Here is a 26444-nt window from a genome sequence, read left to right as displayed (position 1 = left end):
CGCCGTTCACCGAGCCGCTGCTCGTGGAGCGCTTCGCCAAGGCGGAGAAGGACACCTGTGGCGCGCGCCGCAGTCGGTCCGGCCCTCGGGCATCGGGCCAACTCCCGGGTGGGCGGCGGCGGGTGGGCGTAAAGGCCGTCGGGAGCGGGAAGTGGTTAACGGCGAACCGTGCGGGTCGCGTTCGCACCCACGTCGAAGGGGGTCTCTTGGCGGCTGCTGTGCCATCGTCTCCGGAGCCGCTGTCTCTGGAACCGCGCCTGGACGTGCGACTGGCGTCGCTGCTCGGCGCGGGGGACTTCCTCCCCTCGCTCGTCGACGCGCTGGGCTCGCCGCTGAACGTGCTACTGCCCGACCAGATAGCCGAGAACGCCGCCCGGTTCCGCACCGCGTACGGCACCCACCGGCTCGGCGGCCAGGTCTACTTCGCGCACAAGGCGAACCGTTCCAGCGCGCTGCTGCGGCGGCTCGCGGCGACCGACACGGCGGTGGACGTCGCCTCACTGGGCGAGCTGCAACACGCCCTCGGCGCCGGCTTCGCCCCGGACCGGATCATGGCGACCGGCCCGAAGAACCGCGAGTTCCTGTGGCTGGCCGCCCGGACCGGCGTCACCGTGCACGCCGACTCCGCCGGGGAGCTGGACGAGTTGGCGGCCCTGGTGCGCGCGCACCAACTCGCCCGCATACGGGTGCTGGTGCGGCTGTCCGCCTTCGACGGGCCGGGAGTCAAGGTGCTGACCCGGCCCAGCCGCTTCGGCACCCCGGCGGGGGAGCTGGAACCCCTGCTGAAGACCGTCGAGCGGCACGCCGACGTCCTGGAGCTGACCGGCGTCGGCTACCACCTCGACACCACCAGCCCGGAGGAGAAGGCGCGCGCCCTGGAGGGCTGTGTCCGGGCCCTGGACGTCTGCCGGAGCCGCGGGCTGCGCCCCCGGGCGGTGGACATCGGCGGCGGCTTCGGCGTCAACTACCTCGCGCACGCCGCGCAGTGGGAGCGCTACACCTCCGAGCTGACCGCCGCGGTGCTCGGCCACCGCCCCCCGCTCACCTGGCGCGGCCACGGCTACGGGCTCCGCAACGACGCCGGCACCCTGCGCGGCGCGCTCGGCCTCTACCCCGCCCACCGTCCCGTCGCCGGCGCCCGCTACCTCGACGAACTGCTGGCGCTGCCGGCCGCGTCGTTCGGCGGCCGGAGCCTGGCCACCCTCCTGCTGGAGAACCTCTACGACCTGTACACCGAGCCGGGCCGGGCGCTGGTGGACCAGTGCGGGCTGGTGCTCGCCCGGGTGCTGGAGGTGCGCCGCACGGACAGCGGGGAGCCGCTGGTGCGGCTGGCGATGAAGGCCGACGACGCCGGGCTGGAGGAGCACGGGGTGCTGATGGACCCCGTGCTGCTCGGGCGGGACGGCACCCGTGCGGTGGCGGGCGACGGCCCGGCGGCGGGTGTCTACCTCGCGGGCAGCCTGTGCCTGGAGGCCGACCTGATCACCCGCCGGATGGTCTTCCTGCCCCGGCTGCCCCGCCCCGGTGAGCTGCTGGCGTTCGTCAACACGGCCGGCTACTGCATGGACTTCCAGACCAGCCGCGCGCAGCACCAGCCCGTCGCGCGCAAGGTCGCCGCCTGGCAGGAGGACGGTTCCTGGCGCTGGTGCCTCGACGAGCAGTACTGGCCGATCACACGTCCGGGGGGAGAGCCATGAGGTACGAGAGCATCACCGAGGCCATCGGGAACACCCCGCTGGTACGGATCGATCCGGCCGTGCACGGTCTGCGCCACATCGACCTGTACGCGAAGCTGGAACTGCTCAACCCCTTCGGGTCGGTGAAGGACCGGGCCGCCTGGAACATGGCCCGGCCGGGGCTGGCCGCCGCCGCGGAGCACGGCAGCCAGGTCGTGGAGCTCTCCAGCGGCAACACCGCCAAGGCGCTGGCGGTGATCGCGGGGATGCACGGGCTGCCGTTCAAGAGCGTGACGAACCGGATGCGCATACCGGAGATCAAGGACCTGCTCCTGCTGCTGGGCGCCGACATCGAGGAACTGCCCGGGCAGAGCGAATGCCTGGACCCGACCAACACCGAGGACCCGCTCACCCTCTTCCACCGCGAGCTGTCCGAGCCGGGCAGCAGCTATCTCCACACCGACCAGTACTTCAACCCCCGCAACACCGAGGCGCACGCCACCGGCACCGGCCCGGAGATCGTCAAGGACCTGGACGGGCGGGCCCCCGACTGGTTCGTCGCCTGTGTCGGCACCGCCGGCTCGTCCACCGGTGTGGCCCGGGTGCTGCGCGAGCACGACCCCCGGGTGCAGGTGGTCGGCCTGGTCGCCGCCAAGTCCGACTTCATCCCCGGCATCCGCACCCTGGACGAGGTCCACGAGGTCGGCCTCTTCGACCCGGCGACCTACGACACGGTGGAGTCGGTCACCTCCGACGAGGCCATCGAGGGCATGCTGACCCTGGCCCGCCGCTGCGGCATCCTGGCCGGCCCCACCGGCGGCGCCGCGTACTTCGGCACGGTGCGCCATCTCGGTTCCCTGGACGCCCAGTTGACCGAGAGTCAGCAGTCGGATCCGGGGGCCCGCAGGTCGGCGGTGTTCATCGTCTGCGACCGGATCGAGAGCTACCTCAGCTACACCAGGCGGCGCCGGCCCGACCTGTTCCGCCAGCCGCCGCGGCGCAACGATCCGGCCGATCTGACGGACGCCGAGGTCGCCGCGGCCCCGGCCGTCGACACCCCGGACGCGCAGAAGTGGATCGAGCGGGACCGCCCGCTCGTGGTCGATCTGCGCAGTCCGTTCGCCTACGCCGCACTGCACATCGAAGGGGCGATCAACATCGTGGACGAACTCTTCGACGAACTGGTGCGCGGCGGCCTGCCGTTCAGCACCCGGCAGCCGGTGCTGCTGGTCTGTCCCGTCGGCGAGCAGTCCGCCCGCTACGCCGCGCTGCTGACCCGGATGGGCCATCCCGACGTGCGCAGTCTCACCGGGGGCGTCATCGCCTGGCGGGACGCCGGCGCGCCGCTGGTGCGGGACTGACCGCGGTGGCCTCGATCGCCGCGCACGGCCAGGGCGCCGCGCTCTTCACGGAGTGGGGGCCGTGGCAGCGCGCGCTGCGCGCCCAGTTCCCGCTCATCGCCGCCCATCCGGAGCTGGCGTACCTGGACAGTGCGGCCACCGGGCAGAAGCCGCAGGCCGTACTGGACGCCGTACAGGGCCAGTTGACCGACGCGCACGCCAACGCCGGCCGCGGTTCCTACCCCTGGGCCAACTCCTCCACCGCGCTGGTGGAACGGGTCCGCGACCGGGTCAAGAGCTTCCTCGGCGACCCGGATCCTGAGCGCTCGGCGGTCCACTTCACCAGCGGGACCACCGAGGGGCTGCGCCTGGTCGCCCGGGACTGGCTGGCGGAACTCCTGGCCGACGGCGACGAGATCGTCGTCCCGTTCGCCGACCACGAGGCCAATCTCGCCCCGTGGCTGGAGGTGCAGCGGCTGCTGGACCGACAGGGCGTGCGGATCCGGGTGCGGGAGATGCCGTACCAGACGTCGTCCGGGGACTACGACCCGGCGGCGCTGGCCCGGCTCGTCGGCCCCCGGACCCGGTTCGTGGCCGCCACCCACGTCCACCACGTCTACGGCGGCAACATGAACGTCCACCTCATCCGCCGGGCGGTCGGGCCGGCGGTGCCGATCTGCCTGGACGCCGCGCAGAGCGTCGGCCATCTGCCGGTCTCGGTCGCCGAACTCGACGTGGACTTCGTGGTGTTCTCCGGTCACAAGGCGCTGGCGCTGCCCGGCTCCGGGGCGCTCTGGGCCCGGCAGACCCGCGGTCCGGAGCTGCGGCCGGGCGGTTGGCGGGGCAGCCCCAACACCACCGGGATCGCGAGCCTGGCGGCCGCGCTGGACTGGCTGGAGGCCGCCGGCACCGACCGGATCGGGCGCTGGACGGTGGCCCTGGCCGCCCGCCTGTCGGACGGTCTGCGTCACCTCGACGCCTACGAAGTCCTGGGCTGTCAGCGCAGCCTGGCCGCCGAGGCGCCCGTCCAGCAGCGCTGCGGGATCGTCACCTTCCGGCACCGCGACATCGGCGCGAGCGACCTCGGGTTCATCCTCTTCAGCCATGGCTTCATGGTGCGTACGGACGGTCACTGCCAGGCGGGCGCGGGGGAGCGGACCAGTTCCGTACGGGTCAGCCTGCACGTCTACAACACCCCTGAGGAGATCGACCGGTTGCTCACCGTGCTCGCTTCGCTGACATGAGTGCCGTTCCGCGTCCGCTTCGTGCCGCTGCGAGCCCGTTCCGTGTCGGGCGGTGCCTCTCCGGAGTGAAAGGGGGGCCTTATGGCTAATGGAAACCGTTTCCACCTGTAGCCTCGTGGGTGACCATACGGCACAGGGGAAACGGCAGGGGTGGTGCGACCAGATGGGGCTGAGCATGGCCGTCGCGGAGTGGTGGGTGGAGCGCTGGGAGCGCCAGCAGCGGCGCTACGCCATCGACCGCGAGGAGCGCTTCACCGTGATCGCCGACGTCGTGGAGTATGTGACGGCCGGTCAGCGGCGCCCGCTGGTCGTCGATCTCGGCTGCGGCCCGGGCTCGCTCGCCGCCCGGCTCGCGGACCGGCTGCCGCGCGCCGAGGTCGTCGGCGTGGACATGGACCCGCTGCTGCTGGAACTGGCCCGCACCCATCACTCCTCGGCCGCCCGCTACGTCGATGCCGTGATCGGCGCGGACGGCTGGATCGAGGCGATGGCGCTGGGGCGCCCGCTCGACGCCGCGGTCTCCACCACCGCGCTGCACTACCTCCCCGAGCCCGTCCTGCGCCGCACCTACGCCCAACTCGCTGCCCTGCTGCGCCCCGGCGGCGCCCTCGTCAACGGCGACCACCTCCCGCAGCCCGGGGCCGTCGCCGGTGCGCTCGCCGCCCATGTCGGGCGCCGGCGCGCCGAGCGGCAGCGGGACGGCGACCACGAGGACTGGGCGTCCTGGTGGGCGGCGGTGGCCTCGGAACCGGAGCTGGCCGAGTCGCTCGCCGAGCGCCGCCGCCGGCTGAGCGCACCCGTCACCGGCGCGGACGACGGCGGTGCGGACAACGGCCTGTCGGTGTCCGACCACGCCGCCCTGCTGCGCGCGGCCGGCTTCGCGCACGTCGTCCCGGTGTGGCAGTTCGGGGACAGCTGCGTGCTGGTCGCGATCCGGTAGCCGGCGGCCGGAGCGCGACGCGCGCCCGGCCCCCCGTCCACTCGGGTCGACCGCCGTCGCTCAGCCCGCGACCGGTACCGCCGCTCCGGGGCCGCCCTCGGCCGGCCCGTCCGCGGGCGTGTCCTTGCCGGTCACCGCGAGATAGCCGATGAGCAGGGCGATGGGCACGGTCAGCGCGAGGGTGACCGGCCCGGTGCCCCAGTCGAGGCCGCCGCGGGTGGCCGGGACGCCCATCCAGTCGGCGAACGAGGCCCCGAGCGGGCGGGTCAGGATGTAGGCGCCCCAGAACGCGGCGACCGCGTTCAGCCCGAGGAACCGTCCGGCCAGTGCCGGCACCAGGATCAGCGCGCCGAAGGCGATGCCCGAGGTCAGATACCCCAGGCCCAGGGTGCCCGCGGTGAGGTCGCCGGCCGCGGTGCCCAGGGCGAAGGTGGTGAGCACGGTGGCCCAGTAGAAGGTCTCCCGGCGGCGGGTGCGGACGCTGTGCAGGGCGAGCGTGCCCTCGGAGGCGTACCAGGCGAGCAGGATGACGGCCAGTGCCACCGAGAAGGCGAGGGTGGAGACGAGGTAGGGGACGCCGAGGATGACGTGGACGACGTCGGCGGCCATCGTCCCGAAGACGCTCACCATGACGATCGTCGACCAGTAGAGCCCGGCCCGGTAGCGGGTCGATCGGAACTGCGCCACCATCAGGATCGCGAACGCCGTGAAGCCCAGGGCGCCGGCGGGTATCGGCCCCAGTGTCCGGCCGAGGTAGTCCGAGGCGGTCTCGCCCATGCCGGTGGTGAGGATCTTCACCACCCAGAACAGCGCCGTGACCTCGGGGACCTTGCTCCGGAGCGGAGCGGCGCCGGGGCGTCGCCCCCGGGCCGGGGGTGTCGCCACCGCCGCGCTGTCCGGCTGTCCGATCGTCATGTTCCGCCCTTCCGGCGCACGGCTGGCGCACGGTCGTCACCCAGAAATGTCTACAGGACTGTAGACGGTCATGGCGGGCGGAAGGTTCACCCCTCCCGGCGACGGACCTCGGGGCCGGCCGGCCGTCCGGCCACGGGCACGGCCCGACGGGATGGTGAAGGCACGGGAAACTCTTGGTGTCCAGGCCGTCGGAAGGATGTTCGGCGGCGCCGCGTCTGCCTAGCATGTGCGACGGGGAGGCGGCAGGTCCTTCCCGCGAGCCAACACCCTTTCCGTACGCCCCAGGAGGACCCGTGCCACGAGCCGGCCTGCGGCGGCTTCGTTCGCCGCGCGTCTGGGGTCCCGGCGGCGCCGTCATCGTGGCCGGAGCGGTCACCGCGGTCGCCCTGACCACCGGCGCCGGACCGGACACCGCGGCCACCGCGGACGGCCTCCCGCACACCACCGTCGAGATCTCCCCGGGCGACTGCGGACGCGGCTGGCAGCACCCGCACTCCGGCACCCAGGTCTTCGACCTCCGCAACAGCTCCAGCACTGCCGCCGAGGTCTACCTCCGCGGTGCCGGCGGCGGCCCGGTCTACGGCGAGGTGGAGGGCATCGGCCCCGGCACCACCCGCCAGTTGCGGGTCCGCCTCGGCCCCGGCGCGTACGCCTTCACCTGCCTGCCCGACGACGCCAACGCGACCACCGGGCCCACCGTCCGCGTCACCGGCGGCGGACCCGCCGGCCCGGCCGCCGCGCCGGTCACCCAGCACGACCTGATCGACCCGGCGATCGACTACCAGAAATGGGTCGCCGGCGGCCTCGACGACCTCGTCCGACAGACCGACGCCCTGCGCGCGGCGGTCACCGACGGCGACCTGGCCGCCGCCCGCACCGCCTGGCTGCCCGCCCATCTGACCTACGAGCGGCTGGGCGCCGCCTACGGCGAGTTCGGCGACGCGGACCAGAAGATCAACGGGACCACCGCCGGACTCGCGGGCGGCGTCCACGATCCCGGGTTCACCGGCTTCCACCGCGTCGAGTACGGCCTGTGGCACGGCGAGTCCGCCGCCGGGCTGCGCGCCCCGGCCGCCGCGCTCGCCGAGGCCGTGCGCGCCCTGCGCGACGAGTGGACCCAGGACCGCATGGACCCGGCGGCGCTCGGCCTGCGCGCGCACGAGATCCTGGAGAACACCGCGCAGTTCGAGCTGACCGGCCGCACCGACTACGGCAGCGGCAGCAACCTCGCCACCGCCCGCGCCAACCTCGACGGCACCCGCGCCGTGCTCGTCCGGCTGCGCCCCCTGCTGACCACCCGCTACCCCGAACTCCCGCGGCTGGAGAGCGGGTTGGACCGCACCGGGCGACTGCTCGACGGCTTCCGGCGGGACGGCCGCTGGACCCCGCTCGACGCGCTGAGCCGCGCCGAACGGCAGCGGACCAACGCGGCGGTGGGTGACCTGGTGGAACGGCTGGCCTCGGTGGCCACCCTGTGCGATCCGCGGAGGACGGTGTGAACGACGCCCAGCACGGCGGCGACGACGGTACGGAGGGCACGCGGCGGACCCGCGTCGGCCGGCGCGGCTTCCTGCGCGGCGCGGCGCTGGCGGGCGCCGGCGGACTCGTGGCCGGCACCGCGCCCGCCCGGGTCCCGTACGCCGACGGCGCCGGCCCGCAGCTCCCGCTGCCCGGCACCGGACCGCTCGGCGGCCCCGCGCCCGCCGCCCCCTTCCACGGGCCGCACCAGGCCGCCGTCCTCACCGCGCCCCGCCGGGTCACCGCGTTCGTCGCCTGCGACGTCACCGCCGACGGCCGCGCGGACCTGGCCGACCTGCTGCGCACCCTCACCGAACGGGCCCGCTTCCTGACCGGCGGCGGCGTCCCGGACCCGCTCGGCGTCACCGGCCCGCCCGCCGACTCCGGCATCCTCGGCCCCCAACTCCCGGCCGGGGCGCTGTCGGTCACCGTCGGCGTCGGCGCGGCGCTCTTCGACGACCGGTTCGGGCTGCGCACCCGCGCGCCGCGCCGCCTCACCACCATGCCGGCCTTCCCCGACGACGACCTCCGGTCCGACTGGTGCCACGGCGACCTGAGCCTCCAACTGTGCGCCGACGACACCGACACCGTGCTGCACGCGCTGCGCGACCTGACCCGCCACACCCGCGGCGCCCTCCAGGTCCGCTGGCGGCTGGACGGCTTCGCCAGCCCGCCCCGCCCCACCGGCACCGCCCGCAACCTCTTCGGCTTCAAGGACGGCACCGCCAACCCCGACCCCGGATCGAGCCGCGAGATGCGGCGCCTGGTCTGGGTCGAGGCGGGCATGGGCGAACCGGACTGGGCGGTCGGCGGCAGCTATCAGGTCGTCCGGCTGATCCGGATGCTGGTGGAGTTCTGGGACCGGGTCTCGCTGACCGAGCAGGAGCGGATGTTCGGCCGCACCCGGGAGACCGGTGCCCCGCTCGACGGCAACGACGAGCACGACACCCCCGACTACCCCGGCGACCCCAAGGGCGACGTCATCCCCCTGGACAGCCACATCCGCAAGGCCAACCCGCGCACCGCGGACACCGCCGACCAGCGCCTGCTGCGCCGCGCCTACAACTACGACCGCGGCATGGACGCCAACGGCAACCTCGACATGGGCCTGCTCTTCTGCTGCTACCAGCAGGACCTTGCCCGCCAGTTCGAGACCGTCCAACACCGCCTGGCGGGCGAGCCGCTGACGGACTACGTCAAGCCGTTCGGCGGCGGCTACTTCTTCGCGCTGCCGGGTGTACGGGACCGGGCCGACTGGTACGGCCGGGCACTCCTGGCGTAGCGGCTTTGGCCCCGCCACCTGGCGGGTCGCCCACCGCTCGCGTAAAACGGAGGCGGATCGGGCCGTTGACCTCATCGGTCAACAGACGGTCAAGCTTTGCCCTGGGATACCTGACCCGGTGTTCACTTTCGCGCCATGATGGCTCTGCCCCGCCGCCGTTCGCCCGGCAGAGCATCCGGCCGTACGGAGCAACCGCGACCCGCCCGGAGGATGAGAACCAGATGGCCATGAGGGGAAAGACGCACGTGATACGGACCCTGGGGGCCGTCACCGGAGCCGTGGCACTCGCCGCGCTGGGCGGCGGCGCACCCGCCCTGGCCGCCGGCGGACCGCACCCCGGCCACCCCGGGACCGCCACCCCCATCAAGCACGTGGTCGTCATCTTCGACGAGAACATCTCGTTCGACCACTACTTCGCCACCTACCCCGAGGCCGCGAACACCGACGGGACGAAGTTCACCCCGTCCCCGAAGACCCCCCGGGACGTCGACAACCTGCGCACCGCCGGGCTGCTCAAGCACAACCCGAACCAGTACCTCCCCAAGCGGCTCACCCCGCAGCAGGCCATGACCTGCGACCAGAACCACGAGTACGGCCCCGAGCAGTACGCCTACAACGCCGGCAAGGCCGACAAGTTCGTCCAGAACACCGACTCCGGCAAGTGCTCCGGCGGCCTCTTCGGCGAGCCCGGACTGGTGATGGACTACTACGACGGCAACACCGTCACCGGCCTGTGGAACTACGCCCAGCACTACGCCCTCAACGACCGCTCCTTCGGCTCGGTCTACGGCCCGTCCTCCCCGGGCGCGATCAACCTGGTCTCCGGTCAGACCCACGGGGTGATCTCCACCGACCCGACCTCGGGCACCGAGAACCCCAAGCAGACCGCCAAGCCGGACGGTTACGCCGTCCAGTCGCCCGACGCCAAGGGCGTCGGCACGATGATCAACGACCCGGACCCGGCGTTCGACGACTGCTCGGGCAAGGACCACTCCAGCAAGAACGCGCTCGCCGCGATGCAGGGCCGCAACATCGGTGACCTGCTCAACACCCGCAACATCAGCTGGGGATGGTTCCAGGGCGGCTTCCGGCCCAGCGCCCCGTGGGACGGCCAGCAGGGCCACTACGCCCAGTGCCACGGCACCACCCACACCAACGTCGGGGGCGCCGCGGTCGTCGACTACAGCCCGCACCACGCCCCGTTCCAGTACTACAAGTCCACGGCCAACCCGCACCACCTGCCGCCCAAGAGCGTCGACGAGATCGGCCACGCCGGCCAGGCCAACCACAACTACGACCTGACCGACTTCGACGCCGCGCTGCGCGCCGGCAAGCTGCCGGCCATCAGCTTCCTCAAGGCCCCCGCCTACCAGGACGGCCACGCCGGCAACTCCGACCCGCTCGACGAACAGCACTTCCTCGTCGACCAGATCAACCACATCCAGCAGGCGCCGCAGTGGAAGGACACCGCCGTGGTCGTCGCCTACGACGACTCCGACGGCTGGTACGACCACGCCTTCGCCAAGCCGCGCAACGGCTCCAAGGACTCCTCGACCGACGCCAACGGCAAGTCCACCGACAGCCCGGCCTGCCAGTCCGGCCCGGCGGCCGCCGGCGGCTACCAGGACCGCTGTGGCCCGGGCACCCGTCAGCCGCTGTTGGTCATCTCCCCGTACAGCAAGACCAACCACATCGACCACACCGCCACCGAGCAGACCTCGGTGATCAAGTTCATCGAGGACAACTGGCACCTCGGTCGGATCGGTGACGCCTCCTTCGACGCCCGCGCCGGCGCGCTGACCTCGATGTTCGACTTCCGGCACCCCAACAACAAGCAGGTGCTGCTGAACGCCGACGGCTCGGTCAAGTCCGTCGGCCCGATCCGTCCGGTCAAGCCGGTCCGGACCACCATCACCCAGGGCGCCGCGATGCAGAACACCGCCGCCGTCGACGACCAGTCCGGCTTCCCGGTCCTGCCCGTCGGCATCGCCGCCGCCGCGGTCGCGGCCGGCGCCACCGGCACCTTCTTCGCGCTCCGGCGCCGCAAGGAGCAGGGCGCGGTCTGAACCGGGTGACCCCCGGGCCCGCACTCCTCGCGCCCGGCCGGACCACCGCCCACGGCGGCGGCCCGGCCGGGCGCGGCCATGCCGGCGCGGTTCTCCCGCCGCCGCCCGCCCCAGGCAGGCGCGCGCGGTCGAGCGAGGAACCGTACGGAGGGACGATGTCGTGATCTGGGCGGGTTTGGTTGGCCTGGTGATAGCCGTGTGCTGTGCGCTCCTGGCCCGTGTGGCGAACGCCCGGGCCCGCGCGATGGAACGCACCGAGACCCTCCCGGTCGAGGACCTCCGGGCACTGCACGAGGCGGCGGCTGCGGCCGCAGGTGCGGGCCACTTCCGCTACCGCTGCGAGGTGGTCGGCCAGGCCCTCCCGCACAAGGACGGCGCGCTCCGCTCCGAGCCGGAGAACGCGGAGTGCGTCTGGCACAAGCACAGGATCACCCGCAAATACGAGGAGACCTACCGCGACGGCGACGGCGACGGCGACGGCAACCGCCGCCGCCGGACCAGGACCGAGGTGGTCTCCGAGCACTCCAGCCGCACCGCGTTCTTCGTCGCGGACACCACCGGCCGGATCGTGATCCGCCCCGGCGACGAGGAGTTCATCGGCGCGGAGAAGATCCTCGACCGGTTCGACCCGCACACCGGCGACGGCACCCGCCTCAAGCTCGGCCCGCTCAGCCTCGACCTCGGCGGCGGCAGCTCCGCGCTCGCGCTTCCCCGTCCGTCACCGGTCCCGGCCGTGCCGGTCCGCCGCGACCGCGGTCACAGCTCCTGCGCGGGCCAATCCAACAGCCGGGCGCCGATCACGGCGGTGTGCAAGGTGTACCGGTGCACCGGATCGGCCGGATCCGCGCCGGTGAGCTGGTGCACTCGCGCCAGCCGGTAGGTCAGCGCCCGTACGCTCAGCGACAGTCGCCGGGCCGCCTCCGCCGCGACGCACCCCGCGTCGAAGTACACCGCCAGCGTCTCCAGCAGCGGCCCGGCCCCGCCGCGCGCCTCCTGCAGCGGCCCCAGCGTGCTGCGCACCAGGTCGGCCATGGCCTGCCGGTCCCGGGTGAGGACCGGGTAGACCAGCAGGTCGGCGGCGTGCAGCACGGGATCGCCGAGCCCCATCCGCTCGGCCAGCTCCAGCGCGTTGAGCGCCTCCTCGTAGGACTGGACGATGCCCCCGGCGCCGCCGTGCGTCCGGCCCACCGCCACCCGGCCCCCGGTGGCGGTGTGCGCCTGCCGCGCGAAGTACGCCAGCACCTCCGCCGGATCGCCCGGGGCGATGCAGATCAGCCGGCCCTCCTTCGTGGTCAGCAACATCTGCCGGTCCCCGAACCGCCCCACCAGCGCCTGTTGCACCCGCCGGGCCACCGGGTCGGCCTCCGAGTACGCCACGGACCCCTCGGCCACCGCGACCGCATGGGCATGCGAGAGCCGCAGCCCGAAACGTTCCGCCCGCTCCGCCAGCCGGCCCAGGTCACTGCCCCCGTACAGCAGGTCGTCGATGAACTCCCGGCGCGCGGCCTCCTCCTGGCGCACCGCGAGGTGCTGCGCCCGTTCGTAGCCGCCGGCCAGCGCGTCCACCGCCTGGGCCAGTGCCGCCAGCACGCTGTCGGTCGGCGCCGACGCGGTCCGCGGCCAGGACGCCCGGGTGACCGCGAGGTGCGCGTTGACCAGCGCCCGCAGGCTGTGCCCGGCCTCGGCGGCCCGTTCCCCCGCGGCGCGCCGCGCCTGGAGCTCCTGGCGATTGAGTCGGCGCCCGGTGTGCGCGACGTCCCCGAGGACCCCCGCATACCCGTCCACGAACTCCTCGGGCAGCTCCCGCCCCGTCACGCGTCCCCCACCCTTCGGTGTGTTCCTTTTGGCTTCTTCTTGACGCTTTCTTAACACATGAGGGGTGTGGGCCGTCCAGGCGAGCGGTTGCGGGGGAGCGGGGCGGGCCGTCGACGATCGTGCTGGTCCGCGGCCTGCGGCAGCGCTCAGCGGTGCGACCGGCCGCCGGAGGTCGAGCTTCCGCCGCGCGTCGGGCACTATCGGATGTCGGCCCGCGGTGATCGCCGGCCGGCGCCGTGCGCCCGAACCGACGCCACGTGGAGGCGAGAGTGACCGAGTCCCGGCGGAACGCTGCCCGGCCCGAGCGGTTGCCCAGCGGCCGCCACCACCTCAGCCGTGACGAGGTGGTGGCGTCGCAGCGGGTGCGGATGCTGACCGCCACCGCGGAGGTGATGAAGGAGAAGGGGTACGCGGGGACCTCGGTCGCGGACGTCATCCGGCGCGCCGGGGTGTCGCGGGAGACGTTCTACCAGCAGTTCCGCTCCAAGGAGGACTGCTTCGTCCAGGCCCTGGACGCCGCCACGCACCAGCTGATCGGTCTGCTGGAGGCCGCCTGGCAGCAGTCGCCGGCCGACTCCCCGCGGTCGATGCCGTCCCCTCCGCGGCCCACCCCGGAGGAGATCTTCCGCCGACTGCTGCGCCGCTATCTCCACGCCCTCGCCGAACGGTCGGCCTTCGCCCGGCTGTTCCTCGTCGAGGTGTATGCGGCCGGGCCGGCGGCGACGGCCCGCCGCATGGAGTGGCAGTGCCGGTTCGCCGACGCCCTCGCCGAGATCTTTCCGGCCGGGGACGAGGAGGATCCGGACGAGCGGCGCTTCGGCTGTGAGGCGCTGGTCGCGGCCGCCGCACACATGGTGACGGTGCGTCTGGTCGCCGACGACGTGGCGGGCCTGCACGCGTTGGAAGAACCGCTCGTCCGTCTAGCGGTACGGCTCCTCGGCTGACCGGCTAGCCGGCCGCGGGGAGCGGGGGGAACTGCGCCAGCCGGTCCCGGAGGCCGGCGGGCAGCAGCGACGCGATCGCCTCGCGGTGCCCGGCCAGCTGTTGCCCGCCTGTGGTGGGATCGCCGTTGAGCAGCGTGTGCGGTGTCCTGTGCGGGACCCGCAACCCCGGGCCGCAGACCGGGACCTTCGGTGCCTGGCGGTTGAGCTGGTCACCGCCGCCGGAGACGGCATGGGGGTTGATGGCGTAGCCGTGGTCGCCGGTGAAGTAGCCGACCACGCCGTTGACGAAGCAGGCCAGGTTGGTGAGCACGTTCTCGGAGTAGCAGATGCCGTCGTTGGTGTTGCAGATCTCCTTGACCGTCAGATCGCCGAAGCCGCGCGGCCCCCTCATGGTCATGCCCGGCAGGATCGTCGGCAGGTTGGTCTCGATGCCGCCCGGGCCGCCGTTCGCACCGGGTCGCCGGGGGTCTCCGTAGAGCACGCCGTTGAGCTGGTCGTGCGGGACGGCGTTGCTGCCGGAGAGGGCGGCCAGCTCGTCGCCGGCGACGATCGCGCCCTGCGAGTAACCGGCGATGGTGAGGTGACTGGCGGTGCAGGCACCGTGGAACTCCTCGACCGCCGCGTCGAGTTTGGTGATGCCCTCGGCCACCGAGTCGTCCAGCGTCACGGTGTCGCCGGGATACGGGGCGATCGACGCCGAGTAGTGGATCTTTGTGAACGACACGCCCTCGGGGAGGGTGGCGTTGCTCGGGTCGTAGACCGTGGCATCGCGATCCAGGTGGCCGCCGACCTCGAAGATCATGGTGTTCGGGCAGTTGGCGCGTGTCTGGGCCGGTGTCCGGGCCGGTGTTGGGGTCTGCGGGGCGGCCGCGAGGGCGTGTGGCGAGTTCAGTCCCAGCACGGGCAACGCTACGAGCAGCGCCAGGAACGATCGTGCCTTCCGCATGAGCACCTCGTCTCGAATTGGCTTGGGGGGAACGGGAGTTCCGGCCCAGTGCGTCGCCCAAGGTAGCGCCGGGCGAGGTTCTGCGAACAGAGGTGTTCGTGAAAGTACGGTGTGCGAGGGCGGCGCATCGTGCAGGCGGGAAACGCGGGGCGCGCGCCGCCTGCGGCGCGGAGGGGCAGGCGAGGGCGACGACGATCACCGTGACGATGGCCAGTGCGTGCCGGGAGGGGCGCCGTTGCCGCCCCTCCTGCGCTCCAGGAACGCCATGCGGTCCGTGACGACATGTCCGGTGGCGGCACCGTCGCGCCAGTCCGGCGGAACGAAGCGGTAGTACTCGGGCGGCCGAGACCCCTGGGAGAGTACGACGGCCATCGCGGTCCGCAACGCCTTTTGACGCCTCGTCGGCGATCGCCGGCCGGCTCCGTCCGGCTACTGCGTGGCCAGTGGGCGTCGGCGAGATGGACGGCACCCGCCTGGTCAATGCGGGTGAATCCGGCGGTGCCACCACCGTGATGGAGTAACGCTGCGTGATCTCTTGGTTGTCACGTCGTTAGCGCGGTGAACCCGGCGCACGGTCGGGGCCGGACAGGAAGGAAGTTCCGTCGTGGGTAAGGCAATGCGTGTGGCCGCGGGAGCCCTTGGGGCCGGTGCGCTGCTGTTGTCAGCGGCAGGCACGGCCAGCGCGAAGGGGGGCGGGGGCGAGGGATTGCTGTTCGATCAGGATATTCGGTGTATGCCGTCGTTCAGCCTGCTGCTCCCGCCCACGGATGGTGGGTGCATCACCAACGTCTTCATCGACAACCAGAAGAGGGTGGCCAGGGCTAGCCAGCAGGCCGGTACCTACATCAGTGGCGGCACCGCCGTGAGCGGCCGTGGAGGCGGCCGCCGCTGATCCGAGCGCCGCACCCTGGAACGCGATGTTCCGGTGCGCGCCGCGACGCCCGCGCTCCTGTCGGAGCGCGGGCGTCAACTTGCTTATGCGCAGGGTCAGTCGGTGACCTCGATCCTGCCGTTCGCAGCCGCAGCGGACGCGGCCGTCGCGGGGGCGGGAGCCGCGCCGCCGGTCCCGTTCGGACCATCGGTGCCCCCGGTCACCCGCTTCAGCAGGCCGGCCAGATCCACCCCCGAGACCGACCCGAGGAGTTCCACGCCCTGGGCGACGTTGTTCGCCACCGTGCGGGGCAACTGCCCGGCGCCGTCGGTGGAGATCACCGTCAGCTTGTCCACGGCCCCCAGCGGTTCGGACGCCTTGGCGACGACCTGGGGAAGGACCTCCACCAGCATCTGGAGCACGGCCGCATCGCCGTAGCGGGCGAAGGCATCGGCCTTCTTGTGCATCGCGTCGGCCTCCGCGGCCCCCTTCGAGGCCAGCGCGGCGGCCTCCGACTCGCCCTCCAGCCGGACCGCTTCGGCGAGCGCGGCGCGGCGGAGCTTCTCGCCCTCACCCGTCAGCCGAGCCCGCTCGGCGTCCGCTTCGGCCTCCTTGACCTGCGCGATCCGGCGGGCCTCGGCCTCTTGCTCGGCCTGGTACCGGGCAGCGTCCGCGGGCTTGCGGACCTTGGTGTCCAGCTCCCGGTCGGTGAGCGCGGCCTGCCGCTCGGCGACCTTCTCCTGCTCGGAGAGGACCTCTTGCTGGCGCGCGGCCTCGGCCAGCGGGCCGGCCGCGTTCGCCTTGGCGGAGGCGGCCTCGGTCTCGACCCGGATCTCGGCCTGCTTGAGGTAGAGCGTCCGCTCCGCGACCGCGATCTCCTCGGCGGCCTTCAGTCGCGCCTGCTCCGACACGCGCTTGGCGTTGGCCTCTGCGATGTCCGCCTCCTGGCGGGCCCGCGCGGCCTCCGGCCGGCCCAGGTCCTCCAGGTACGAGCCCTCGGTGGTGATGTCCTGGATCTGGAACGCGTCCAGGATCAGGCCCTGCCCGGACAGGCTGGCCTCCGCCTCCTCGGCGACCTGCCCGGCGAACGCGGCCCGGTCGCGGATGATGTCCTCGACCGCCATCCGGCCGACGATGGCCCGCAGCGCGCCCGAGAGCACTTCCTGGGTGAAGCCGACGATGCCGTCCTGTTGCTGGAGGAAGCGCTGCGCCGCGGCCCGGATGGCGTCCTCGCTGCCGCCCACCTTGACGATCGCGACCCCGTCGAGGTTGGCCTTCACACCGCGCAGGGTGACCGCGCCGCGCACCGCCACCGGCAGGTGCCGGCTGGACAGGTCCAGCGAGAAGCGCTGCTGGACGAACGGGATCACGAAGACGCCGCCTCCGACGACGACCTTCTGGCCGCTGTTGTCGACGCTGACCTCGCCGGTCTCCGGGTCGGTGGACATCTTGCCGCGGCGGCCGGTGATGATGAACGCCTCGTTCGGCCCGGCGACCTTGTAGCGCGTGATCACTACCAGGGCGAGCAACACGACGAGGACGACGGCGCCTATCACGGCGACAATGACTGAACTCATAACGAATCCCCCCTGCCTTCCTGGGGGTAGGCAGATCAAGGTGATGGTGTGCATGACCGGCCCGGCGGCGGGTGTGCCGGGTCCGGGGTGTAGGAGCGGGGCCGGGCCCGCATCGGCGTCGGGGCCGGGCCCCGCCCCCGCTCAGCGTTCGACGGGACGGACCGCCACTGAGGTGGACGAGAGGGAAGCCTCCACCCAGATCTCGGCGCCGCGGGCCACCGGGACCGCGCTCCTGGCCGACAGCTTCACGGGGTGACCGGCGAGCCGCAGCAGCACCTCGCCGTACCCGTCGGCGGGGATGGCGGTCACCACCGAACCGGCGGTGCCCACCAGGTCCTCGCGGCGCGGTGCCGGGTCGGTCCGGTCGCGCATCAGCGCCCGGCTGAACCGCCAGGTGGCGCCCCCGGCCACGACCCCGGCGGCCAGTCCGGCACCGATGGCCGGCCCGGCGCCCAGCCCGGTGCCGCCCCACACGATCGCGCCGGCGAACCCGAACATCGACAGGAACCCGGCGATGACCGGCAGGGACAACAGCCCGTCGAAGAGCCCGTCCAGCACGCCGCCGAACAGCCCCTCCAGCAGCCCGTCGAAGATCAACGACAGTGCGAGTACGACGATCCCGCCGATGCCGAGACCAAGAAACCAGGCCATGTGCAGCCCTCCCGCACTCGCTCATTCCGCCTGAACGGGGATGATCGTCACACGTGGCCGAGCCGCCGCACATTGCCGCATCCCGGCAATCTTTATGCGCTCTTGATGTGCAGCACCGCGCGCCGACCTGCCGCGACGGTTATTTCCGTTCTCGTTGGGCTCAGCTCTTGACTATGGGCAAAACGGGAGGAAACTGGAGATTACCCAGAAAACCGGAGAGCCGCACCGTTGACAAAGACGTTTGTTGACAGGAGACCCTTGACGTGGCCCTGGCTAGGCCCCCGGAAGCCCCGCGAACCGGAGCCTCAGCGACGACTGAGGTAGATGGTGGCGATGCGGACTCCCGGGGACTGTGTTGTTCACGATGAGCGGAAGCGACGGAGCCCGGGGTTAACAACCCCGGGCTCTCGTGTGCGCGGGCCCGCGCGTGCCCCTTGCGGCTGCTTCGCCGTCCGTGATGAGCGGATCCCCGGTGGATCGATCCCCGCGCCTATCGCCGCACCGATCCCCGCGCCGATCGTCGTGCCGATCCCCGCGCGATGGTCGTGCTGATCGGAGACCCCGGTGGCGGGGCCTGTGCGCGTGGGGTGACTGCTGCCCGGTCGCTGGCTCTGGGGATCCAGGGGCCAGGGGGTGGGGGATATGAGTCCTGATGTGACATCACATCGGCGTCGGGGGTGGCTCGTTCGGTGGGGTGAGGGTGTTCTGTCGGAGGTCCGCCATGCCGCGGTGCCGACCGGGGGTTCGCGTTCTACCGCCCGTCGCCGCAGGACTCGTGGGTCTTGACCACGGTGAGGATGATCGCTCGGGGCGGCAGTGGGGAGCCTGGGCGGGGGTGTTGGTCGCAGACCTTCCAGTTGCTGGGCCACAGCACGTGGCGTCTGGCGCCCCGGCCGTCCCTGAGTTGGACCGCGGTGTCGTAGCCGAGTGCCTGGTAGGCGGTGACCAGGCCCTTGCCGCTGACGTGGGGCATGGTGCCGCCGTCGGCGTGTGCTGGACCCGCCGCGGCGAGGGTGGCCAGGGTGAGGGTTGCGGTGGCGAGGGGTGTCAGGAGGGTGCGGAGGACGGAGCCGGTGCGTCGGGGGATGTTGGCTTGCGTGCGCGAATTGGGGGGATTGTCCGTTGCGTTGGGGATGTGCGTGTTGTTCATGTCTGGAGAACGCGCGGGGTGGGTGGCGGTCACGACAGGGTGTGAGGTGGGTGGGGATGCGCCGGGGCGGGGGCGGCGGAGTGGGGACCCTGTGTCCGGTCCGCGCGGGGCGCTGGCTAGGGTTGTTATCCCCTCGTGACTATGTGACTACAGGAATGTAGACATCTTCGGACCGCCTGACTAAGGTATGCCTTCGCTAACTGAGGTAAGGCATACCGGTGCGGTTGCGGGCCGGAGAGGACAACTATGTGGGACGACGCGTTTCCGAGCTTCTTGATCGGGTTGAGAGAAGGTCTAGAAGGCGGACTCATCGTTTCGATCCTCGTCGCCACACTTGTCCGGGCCGGGGCCAAGTCCCGTCTGCCGCAGGTGTGGACCGGTGTATTGGCCGCGATCGCAGTGGCCATGAGCTTCGGCGCGGTCCTCACCTTCACCGCCGCCTCGCTCTCGGCCACCGCGCAGGAAGCTTTCGGCGGCACGCTGAGCGTCATCGCGGTCGCGTTCGTCACCGCGATGGTGTTCTGGATGCGCCGCTCCGCGCGCAGCCTCTCCGGTGAGATCAAGGAGAAGGTCACCGGGGCGCTCGCCATGGGCTCGGGAATGCTGATCGTCACCTCCTTCCTGGCCGTGGGCCGCGAGGGGCTGGAGACCGCGCTGTTCCTGTGGACCACGGCGCGGGCGGCGGGCGAATCCGTCGGGCCGATGATCGGCGCCGGGATCGGGTTGGTCATCGCGGCGGGGCTCTGCTGGGGCCTCTACCGCCGGGTGCTCAAGATCAACCTCACCAAGTTCTTCACCGCGACCGGTGCCGTGCTCATCGTCATCGCCGCCGGTGTCCTGGGCTACGGCCTGCGGGACCTCCAGGAAGGCGGGGTCCTGCCCGGCAAGGCCGCGTTCGCCTTCGACCTCGGTCAGAGCATCGACCCCAATGCCTGGTACACCACCCTGGTCCAGGGCGTCTTCAACCTCATGCCGGCGATGACCTGGCTCCAGGTCATCGGGTACGCGGCATACCTCGTCATCGTGATGACGCTGTTCGTCCGCGGAATACGGGCCACGGCGAAGCCGGCACCGGCGCAGCGGGTGGCGGAGGACAAGGCGGACAAGCCGGCGGCGGTCGACGCGGCGGCGGTCAAGGCGGCCGAGGCGGCCGAGGCGGCCGAGGAGAAGGTCGTCGTCGAGAAGGACGGGGCCGTGGCGGAAGCTTCGGCGGAGGGTCTGGTTGATGGGACGGACGCCCCGGAGCCGGATTCCGAGTCGAAGCCGGCATCCGAATCGGCATCCGAATCGGCATCCGAGTCGGGGTCCGAGCCTGCGTCTCCGGCGGATGCGGAGCCGGTGGCGGCGCCGGCCGGCGGGGGGCGGAAGCGGCCCGCGTGGCTGCTGCCGGTCGCCGTGGTCGCCGTGCCCGCCGTCGTCGCGGGCGGGATCGTCGCCTTCGGCAAGTCCAAGCCGGCCGGGGCGCCGACCATCGCGGTGTCCGAGAAGGAGTGCGGCAAGGGCTTCACCCCGCCCAAGCCGGGGCGGCAGACCTTCCAGATGCAGAACACCGGTGACAAGACCTCCGAGGTGTACCTCGTCGACCCCGCAACCAACGCGGTCTACGGCGAGATCGAGGGCCTGGCCCCCGGCACCACCCGCGACCTGGTCGCCACCATCGCCGGTGGTTCGTACGCCTGGCGCTGCGTGCCCACCGGCGGCAAGCCGGTCACCTCGGCCGCCGTACAGGTCAGCGGCGGGGGCGGCACCAAGGCTGTCATCCCGGTCTCGGAGGAGGACCTCGCCGGGCCGCTGCGCGCCTACAAGCAGTATGTCGACCAGGGGCTGGCCACGCTGACCGGCCAGACCCAGAAGCTCAGCGACGACCTCGCCGGCGGCGACCTGGACAGCGCGCGGACGGACTGGCTCACCGCGCACCGCACCTACTCCTCGCTGGGCGCCGCCTACGGCACGTTCGAGGACTTCGACAAGAAGATCAACGGGCGGGTCGACGGGCTCCCGGGCGGCGTGCACGACAAGGACTTCGCCGGCTTCCACCGGATCGAGTACGGGCTGTGGCACGGCGCGTCCGCCGACGAGCTGAGCGGACCGGCCCAGCAGCTGCACGACGACGTGGTGGGACTGCGCAAGGCGTTCCCCACCCAGGACTTCGACCCCGGTGACCTGCCGCTGCGGACCCACGAGATCCTGGAGAACACCCTCCAGTTCGAGCTGACCGGCGACACCGACCAGGGCAGCGGCAGCAACCTCGCCACCGCCGACGCCAACCTCACGGGCACCCGGGAGCTCCTCGACGTCCTGCGCCCGCTGATCGCCAAGCGCGAGCCGCAGCTGCTGACGTCCATCGAGAGCGACATCGCCCGGATGCAGAAGCTGCTCGACGACGCCCACCACGACGGGACGTGGACGCCGGTCGAGAAGCTCGACGCCACCGCCCGCCAGCGGCTGAACGGGATCACCGGGCAGCTGCTGGAGCACCTGGCGCCGGTGCCGGACCTCCTGGAGATCCGCAAGTCCGCCTGACCCGCCCGTGGCCGGGACGCCCGGTGCGTCCGAGCACACCCCGCCGGACCCACCGGGCGCCCCGCCCGAACGGCCACCGCACCACCCGCCCCACCCCGAGTCACACCGCACCACCCCACGCACGCTCCGAAGGGAACCACGAGATGTCCGCCGAAACGCCCGGTCCGCAGGGCCGCTGTCCCGCCGACCGGCGCTCGTTCGTGAAGACCGCGCTGGGTGCCGGCGCGGCCGGTGCGGTGCTGGCCGGCGGCGGCTTCGCGCTGAGCCAGAGCAACGCCGGTACGGCGCGGGCCGCCGACACCGCCGACGCCGGGAAGGTGCCGTTCCACGGCGTTCACCAGGCGGGCATCCTCACCCCGCAGCCCGCCGCTGCCGCCTTCGTCTCCCTGAACGTCATCGCGGAGAACCGCAAGGAACTCACCGACCTGCTGCGGACCATCACCGAGCGGGCCCGCTTCCTGACCGCCGGCGGCGCCCCGCAGGACCTCGGCGTCGGCGCCCCGCCGTCCGACAACGGCATCCTCGGGCCGGTGGTCCCCGCCGACGCGCTGACCGTCACGGTGGGTGTGGGCGCCTCGCTCTTCGACGACCGCTTCGGCCTGGCGAAGGCCAAGCCGCGCAAGCTCGGCCCGATGCGGACCTTCCCCAACGACAACCTCCAGGCCGCCGAGTGCCATGGCGACCTGTCGCTGCAGATCTGCGCGGAGCGCCAGGACACCGTGCTGCACGCGCTGCGCGACATCGCCCGGCACACCCGCGGCGGGATGCAGATCAAGTGGCGCATCGACGGCTTCCAGAACGCTCCCCGGCCCAGCGGCACCCAGCGCAACCTGCTCGGCTTCAAGGACGGGATAGCCAACCCCGACGTGGAGTCGGGGCGCGAGATGGACCGTCTGGTGTGGGTCGGCGACGGCCACGGTGAGCCTGCCTGGGCCACCGGCGGCAGCTACCAGGTCATCCGGATCATCCGGATGCTGGTGGAGTTCTGGGACCGGGTCTCGCTGGCGGAGCAGGAGAAGATGTTCGGCCGCCGCAAGGACACCGGTGCCCCGCTGGACGGCGCGGGCGAGTTCGACGTGCCCGCGTACCACAAGGACCCGCACGGCACCGCGATCCCGCTGGACTCCCACATCCGGCTCGCCAACCCGCGGACCGCCAAGACCGACGACTCCCGCATCCTGCGCCGCGGCTACAACTACGACCGGGGCGTCGACAACGTCGGCAACCTGGACATGGGGCTGGCCTTCTGCTGCTACCAGCAGGACGTCCTCCGCCAGTTCGAGGTCACCCAGGAGCGGCTGATCGACGAGCCTCTGGTGGACTACATCTCGCCGACCGGCGGAGGGTACTTCTTCGCGCTGCCCGGTGTACGGGACTCCGCGGACTGGCTCGGCCGGAGCATGCTGGCCGCCGTCTGAGCCACCCGCCGCCCGCTATCCGCCGCTGACCCTCAGATCCGCAGGGTCAGCGGCGGATGTGCTCCGTTGAGGTAGTGGTCGCCGATGGCCCGGAGGCTGTGCGCGGACGAGCGCTGGGCGGTCAGTACGCGGGCGTTGCGCCAGAACCGGTCGAAGCCCGGGTCGCCGCCGCCGGCGGCGTCGGCGGTGGCGGTCAGCTCCAGGATGCGGGTGGTGATCTGCAGCGCGGACTGGCCGGTGACCGCCTCGGCCGCGGCGACCAGCACCGCGATGTCGGCGCGCTCGTTGACGCCCAACTCCCGGCCCATCAGCAGCCCCCTGGCCAGTGCCTCGGTGGCCGGCTCCACCACGGCCGCGGCGGTGTGCGCGGCGGCGACCAGTTCGCCGTACGCGAGCAGGAGGTAGGGGTCGCCGCCGGGCCGCTCGGCATACGGGGCCGGGACGACGTCCGCGGCCCGCCAGGTGCGCGGGGCGGCGCGGTTGAGGTCGCGGGCCTCGGCGAGCGCCCCTTCGGCGATGCCCAGCGCGACGTGGACGAGGGCCAGCCGCAGCGTCAGCGGTGCCAGGGTGGCGTACGGGGTGACGTGCTGCTCGTCGTGGGAGACGGTGCCGAGGATCTGCTCGGGCGGTACCGGCACGGCGTCGAAGGCGACGCTGCCGGCACCGGTGAGGCGCTGGCCCAGACGGTCGTGCGCCGGGTCGGTGGTGACGCCGGGGTGGGCCGGGTCGACCAGCGCGATCAACCAGTCGCCGGTCTCGGCACAGGCGGCGCCGACGACCAGGCGGTCGGCGACGGTGACCCCGGCCGCGAACGACCGCCGCCCGTGCAGCAGATGGCCCCGACCGTTCGGGGTGAGGGTGAGGTCGGGGACGATGCCCGGGGCGGGCGGTTCGGCGTCACTCGCCGGGTTGCCGGCGTCGCCGGCCAGCAGCCACTGCTCTTCCGCCACCCGGCGTTCGAACGCGTCGGCCTGGTCCGGGGTGCCGAAGAAGCGGGTGCTCCAGGAGAGGGCGTAGTGGCGGGCGAGGAGTTCGCCGATGGAGCTGTCGGCCGCCGCGATCTCGCGGACGACCCCGCAGGCGGTGCGCCAGTCGCTGCCGCCGCGGAGCGGGCCGGGCGGGGTCAGCAGGGCCGGCAGCCCGGCCTCGCGCAGCCGCGACAACTCGTCGAAGGGCGGCTTGCCGGCCCGGTCGCGGACCAGCGCGTCGACGGCGAGGTCGTCGGCGAGTTCACGGGTGACGCGCGGCCAGATCTCGTCTTCCGCCGGGGCGACGGCCTGCGGGGCGGCGGGGCGTGTTGCGGACCTCTTCGGCATGGCGCCGTTCACCGTCCTCCTCGGCTGGAACCGGGCTGCGCACCGGACTGCGGGGCCGCACCGGTCAGGCTTTCCCAGTTTTCCCACTGGATTAGTAGGGAATTAGAACGACTGCATGATGCGACCTGAACTTCGTTCCGAGCAAGGTGTGTTCGAGGGGTGGACGGATCAGGGTCGCATTCCGGACGCGTACGCGAGGTCCGGCGGTGGTTTCACGTCATCGATTCGCGTCACCGGTTTGCGATACGGGCGCGCTTCACCGGGTTCCGATACGCGTTCACGCCAGCGGGTTCCGATACGCGTGCGCGTCACCGATCTGCGATACGCCTGCGCGTCACCGGTTTCCGATGCGCGTGCGCGTTACGGGTTCGTCCACGAAGCCGGGTCCTCGGTCAGTGCGGAGACTCGGCTGGGGAGTTCGGCCGACGCCACATCGGCCAGCGAGACGCCGTCGAGGATCTGGCGGACGTTGGCCCGCAGCGCCACCCACAGCGGCAGCAGGGACTCGGCGGGCCCGGTGTACGACAACTCCGGCGGCCGCACACCCCGTACGGACACCAGCGGCCCGTCCACGACCCTGATCACATCGGCGACGCTGATCTCCTCCGGCGCCTTGGCGAGCCGGTAACCGCCGTTCCCGCCGCGCTGGCTGAGGACCAGCCCGCCCCGCCGCATGTCGTTGAGGATGCCCTCCAGGAACTTGTGCGGGATGTCCTGCGCATCGGCGATGGCCTCCGCCTTGAGCGGGCGCCCGTCCCGGGCGTGCGCGAGTTGCAGCGCGGCGCGCACCGCGTAATCCGCTCTGGCTGAAATCCGCATGCCGGCATTATCCCCGAGGGGGAGAGCCGGGCGCGTCGGGCTTCGGCCGGGATCGGCCCGTCCTGTGGGGCGGGCGGGAAGCGCAGAGGGCGTGGGTGTTCGTCGCGCGGGGCATGCGTCGCGCGGTCCACCACCGGAACCGCGCCGGCGCACCACCCTTGACGCCGGCCGGTACCGCCTCGACACTCGAAGGCGGGAACCCTAGCGAACAGGTGGGAATCCATGGGGCACGCACAGCAGGACGGCGACCGCGCGGTATGCGCGGGCCGGCCGCTTCCCCTCCTCACCTCCCGCCGGCACATCGATCTGCTGCGCGTCTGCAGCGCCGCATAGCCCTCTCGCGGGGCGCCCACGCCCCGGTTCCCCGACGCCGCGCCACCCTCGCGGGCCCCGGCCCGTGCCCGGCGCCACCGTGCGGACGTCCGTCCACGCCCGTACGCGCCCGCCGCCAAGTGCCCGCCCGTACGCCCACGCACCGGACCTCGCACCCAGGGACTCGTATGACCTCCACCTCCACCTCGGACGCATCCGCCGCCGAGACGTCCGCCGCCACCGCCACCGTGCCGGCCTTCCGGGGCCGCATCGGCTCCGACATGCGCAGCGGTCACTACCCCGTCCCCCACCGCTACCGCCTCTACCTCTCGCCCTCCTGTCCGCACTGTCTGGGCATCGCGATCACCCACAGCCTGCTCGACCTCGGCGACACCCTCCCGGTGACGCCGCTGCCCGCCGTCCCCGACGCCCCCGAGTGCGGCTACGCCGCGCTGCGCCCCCTCTACGAAGCCAGCGCGCACCAGTACCGTGGACCGGCCACCGCCCCGGTGCTCAGCGACGACTGGACCGGACGCATCGTCAGCACCCACGCCCCGGACATCCTCCGCGACCTCGCGGAGCGGTTCGGCACCCGCGGACCGGCCCTGTACCCGGACCACGCCCGCGACGCCATCGACGCCCTGGCGCGCCGCTGTGAGCAGGACCTCAACCAGGCCGCCCAACACGCCGGTGGCCTCGGCAGCGACCACCCCGGCTACGAGACCGCCCTGGGCACCCTGCTCGGCACGCTCGCCTCACTGGAGCGACGACTGGCCGACCGCCCCTACCTACTGGGCGACGAACTCACCGCCGCGGACGTCCAGTTGTGGGTGACCCTGGTCCAACTCGACACCGTCCACCGGTGGCACCTCGACGCCGCGGCCGTGCAGCGCATCGCCGGCCACCGACGCCTGTGGTCCTACGCCCGCCGGCTGGCCGCCCTCCCCGCCTTCGGCCGCCACCTCGACCTGGACGCCATCGCCCGCCGCCACCACGCCGGCTGCCGCGGCCAGGAGGCCGCCGGGGCGGCCGTACAGATCGTGGACTGGACGACGGCCCACACCTCCGGACGGCACGTCACACCGGCCGCCCCGCACTGACCACCCGTCGAAGCGTTGCCC

21 protein-coding genes and 1 pseudogene are annotated in these 26444 nt (G+C 72.5%); 14 read left to right on the top strand and 8 right to left on the bottom strand.

Features of this window, described 5'->3' with window-relative positions; translation table 11 throughout:
• The first annotated feature begins 218 nt into the window (after window positions 1-218).
• The 4 genes from JNO44_RS36555 (at window position 219) to JNO44_RS36540 (ending at window position 5200) form a co-directional block, all read left to right on the top strand.
• Window positions 219-1697: a Y4yA family PLP-dependent enzyme gene (locus tag JNO44_RS36555; protein WP_205371167.1), complete on the top strand. Its 1479-nt coding sequence runs from the start codon at window positions 219-221 to the stop codon at window positions 1695-1697.
• A complete protein-coding gene (locus JNO44_RS36550) occupies window positions 1694-3037 on the top strand; it encodes a pyridoxal-phosphate dependent enzyme (RefSeq protein WP_205368336.1) in 1344 nt (447 codons plus the stop codon). The genes JNO44_RS36555 and JNO44_RS36550 overlap by 4 nt, the downstream gene beginning before the upstream one ends.
• A gap of 5 nt (window positions 3038-3042) precedes the next feature.
• A complete protein-coding gene (locus JNO44_RS36545) occupies window positions 3043-4260 on the top strand; it encodes an aminotransferase class V-fold PLP-dependent enzyme (RefSeq protein WP_205368335.1) in 1218 nt (405 codons plus the stop codon).
• A 163-nt stretch (window positions 4261-4423) separates the two neighbouring features.
• Window positions 4424-5200, top strand: coding sequence for a class I SAM-dependent methyltransferase (locus JNO44_RS36540; protein WP_067344065.1), 777 nt, complete (start codon window positions 4424-4426; stop codon window positions 5198-5200).
• 60 nt (window positions 5201-5260) lie between these two features.
• On the opposite strand, the gene JNO44_RS36535 is transcribed toward JNO44_RS36540, so the two are convergent.
• Window positions 5261-6115 carry a COG4705 family protein gene (locus JNO44_RS36535; protein ID WP_205368334.1) on the bottom strand — a complete coding sequence of 285 codons (855 nt, stop codon included), beginning with the start codon at window positions 6113-6115 and terminating at the stop codon, window positions 5261-5263.
• Window positions 6116-6408: 293 nt separating this feature from the next.
• Between JNO44_RS36535 and JNO44_RS36530 the strand changes: the two genes are divergently transcribed.
• The 4 genes and pseudogenes from JNO44_RS36530 to JNO44_RS36515 all read left to right on the top strand — a co-directional run.
• On the top strand, window positions 6409-7614 hold the full coding sequence (locus tag JNO44_RS36530; RefSeq protein ID WP_205368333.1) for an EfeM/EfeO family lipoprotein: 1206 nt from the start codon (window positions 6409-6411) through the stop codon (window positions 7612-7614).
• Window positions 7611-8915, top strand: coding sequence for an iron uptake transporter deferrochelatase/peroxidase subunit (gene efeB, locus JNO44_RS36525; RefSeq protein WP_205368332.1), 1305 nt, complete (start codon window positions 7611-7613; stop codon window positions 8913-8915). The genes JNO44_RS36530 and efeB (JNO44_RS36525) overlap by 4 nt, the downstream gene beginning before the upstream one ends.
• Window positions 8916-9136: 221 nt before the next feature.
• Window positions 9137-10981 carry a phospholipase C gene (locus JNO44_RS36520; RefSeq protein ID WP_205368331.1) on the top strand — a complete coding sequence of 615 codons (1845 nt, stop codon included), beginning with the start codon at window positions 9137-9139 and terminating at the stop codon, window positions 10979-10981.
• 244 nt (window positions 10982-11225) lie between these two features.
• Window positions 11226-11651, top strand: a pseudogene (locus JNO44_RS36515) (GIDE domain-containing protein); the annotation flags it as partial.
• Between the two features lie 86 nt (window positions 11652-11737).
• Here JNO44_RS36515 and JNO44_RS36510 read toward each other — a convergent pair.
• A complete protein-coding gene (locus JNO44_RS36510; RefSeq protein ID WP_073445586.1) occupies window positions 11738-12796 on the bottom strand; it encodes a PucR family transcriptional regulator in 1059 nt (352 codons plus the stop codon).
• A 269-nt stretch (window positions 12797-13065) separates the two neighbouring features.
• Between JNO44_RS36510 and JNO44_RS36505 the strand changes: the two genes are divergently transcribed.
• Window positions 13066-13740: a TetR/AcrR family transcriptional regulator gene (locus tag JNO44_RS36505; RefSeq protein WP_205368330.1), complete on the top strand. Its 675-nt coding sequence runs from the start codon at window positions 13066-13068 to the stop codon at window positions 13738-13740.
• Window positions 13741-13744: 4 nt separating this feature from the next.
• On the opposite strand, the gene JNO44_RS36500 is transcribed toward JNO44_RS36505, so the two are convergent.
• On the bottom strand, window positions 13745-14686 hold the full coding sequence (locus JNO44_RS36500; protein WP_205368329.1) for a PE-PPE domain-containing protein: 942 nt from the start codon (window positions 14684-14686) through the stop codon (window positions 13745-13747).
• A gap of 733 nt (window positions 14687-15419) precedes the next feature.
• Here JNO44_RS36500 and JNO44_RS44065 point away from each other — a divergent pair.
• On the top strand, window positions 15420-15578 hold the full coding sequence (locus JNO44_RS44065) for a hypothetical protein (RefSeq protein WP_240167830.1): 159 nt from the start codon (window positions 15420-15422) through the stop codon (window positions 15576-15578).
• A gap of 95 nt (window positions 15579-15673) precedes the next feature.
• Here the strand turns inward: JNO44_RS44065 and JNO44_RS36490 are convergent, their stop codons facing one another.
• The 3 genes from JNO44_RS36490 to JNO44_RS36480 all read right to left on the bottom strand — a co-directional run bounded on the left by JNO44_RS36490 (window position 15674) and on the right by JNO44_RS36480 (window position 18935).
• A complete protein-coding gene (locus JNO44_RS36490; RefSeq protein WP_205368327.1) occupies window positions 15674-17134 on the bottom strand; it encodes a flotillin family protein in 1461 nt (486 codons plus the stop codon).
• A gap of 141 nt (window positions 17135-17275) precedes the next feature.
• A complete protein-coding gene (locus JNO44_RS36485) occupies window positions 17276-17785 on the bottom strand; it encodes a hypothetical protein (RefSeq protein ID WP_205368326.1) in 510 nt (169 codons plus the stop codon).
• A 751-nt stretch (window positions 17786-18536) separates the two neighbouring features.
• Window positions 18537-18935: a hypothetical protein gene (locus JNO44_RS36480; RefSeq protein WP_240167829.1), complete on the bottom strand. Its 399-nt coding sequence runs from the start codon at window positions 18933-18935 to the stop codon at window positions 18537-18539.
• A gap of 246 nt (window positions 18936-19181) precedes the next feature.
• Between JNO44_RS36480 and efeU the strand changes: the two genes are divergently transcribed.
• Window positions 19182-21458 (top strand): iron uptake transporter permease EfeU, encoded by a 2277-nt coding sequence (gene efeU / locus JNO44_RS36475; RefSeq protein WP_205368325.1) that lies wholly within the window; start codon window positions 19182-19184, stop codon window positions 21456-21458.
• Between the two features lie 143 nt (window positions 21459-21601).
• The gene (gene efeB / locus JNO44_RS36470) at window positions 21602-22876 is read left to right on the top strand and encodes an iron uptake transporter deferrochelatase/peroxidase subunit (RefSeq protein ID WP_205368324.1); all 1275 of its coding nucleotides are present in this window, start codon (window positions 21602-21604) and stop codon (window positions 22874-22876) included.
• A gap of 32 nt (window positions 22877-22908) precedes the next feature.
• Here efeB (JNO44_RS36470) and JNO44_RS36465 read toward each other — a convergent pair whose 3' ends face one another.
• Both JNO44_RS36465 and JNO44_RS36460 read right to left on the bottom strand, forming a co-directional pair.
• Entirely contained in the window at window positions 22909-24192 is a 1284-nt protein-coding gene (locus JNO44_RS36465) for an acyl-CoA dehydrogenase family protein (RefSeq protein WP_205368323.1), read from the bottom strand.
• Between the two features lie 360 nt (window positions 24193-24552).
• Window positions 24553-25011, bottom strand: a complete 459-nt coding sequence (locus JNO44_RS36460) for an RrF2 family transcriptional regulator (protein ID WP_039629685.1) — start codon at window positions 25009-25011, stop codon at window positions 24553-24555.
• Window positions 25012-25233: 222 nt separating this feature from the next.
• On the opposite strand from JNO44_RS36460, the gene JNO44_RS44900 reads away from it, so the two are divergent.
• Both JNO44_RS44900 and JNO44_RS36455 read left to right on the top strand, forming a co-directional pair.
• Entirely contained in the window at window positions 25234-25344 is a 111-nt protein-coding gene (locus JNO44_RS44900) for a putative leader peptide (protein WP_328285897.1), read from the top strand.
• A gap of 167 nt (window positions 25345-25511) precedes the next feature.
• On the top strand, window positions 25512-26423 hold the full coding sequence (locus JNO44_RS36455) for a glutathione S-transferase C-terminal domain-containing protein (protein WP_205368322.1): 912 nt from the start codon (window positions 25512-25514) through the stop codon (window positions 26421-26423).
• Window positions 26424-26444: the final 21 nt, after the last annotated feature.

The sequence above is a fragment of the Streptomyces noursei genome (assembly GCF_016917755.1).
Taxonomy (GTDB): Bacteria; Actinomycetota; Actinomycetes; order Streptomycetales; family Streptomycetaceae; genus Streptomyces; species Streptomyces yunnanensis.
Note: the sequence above shows the minus strand (reverse complement) of the source record. Positions and strands in the feature narration are given on the sequence as shown.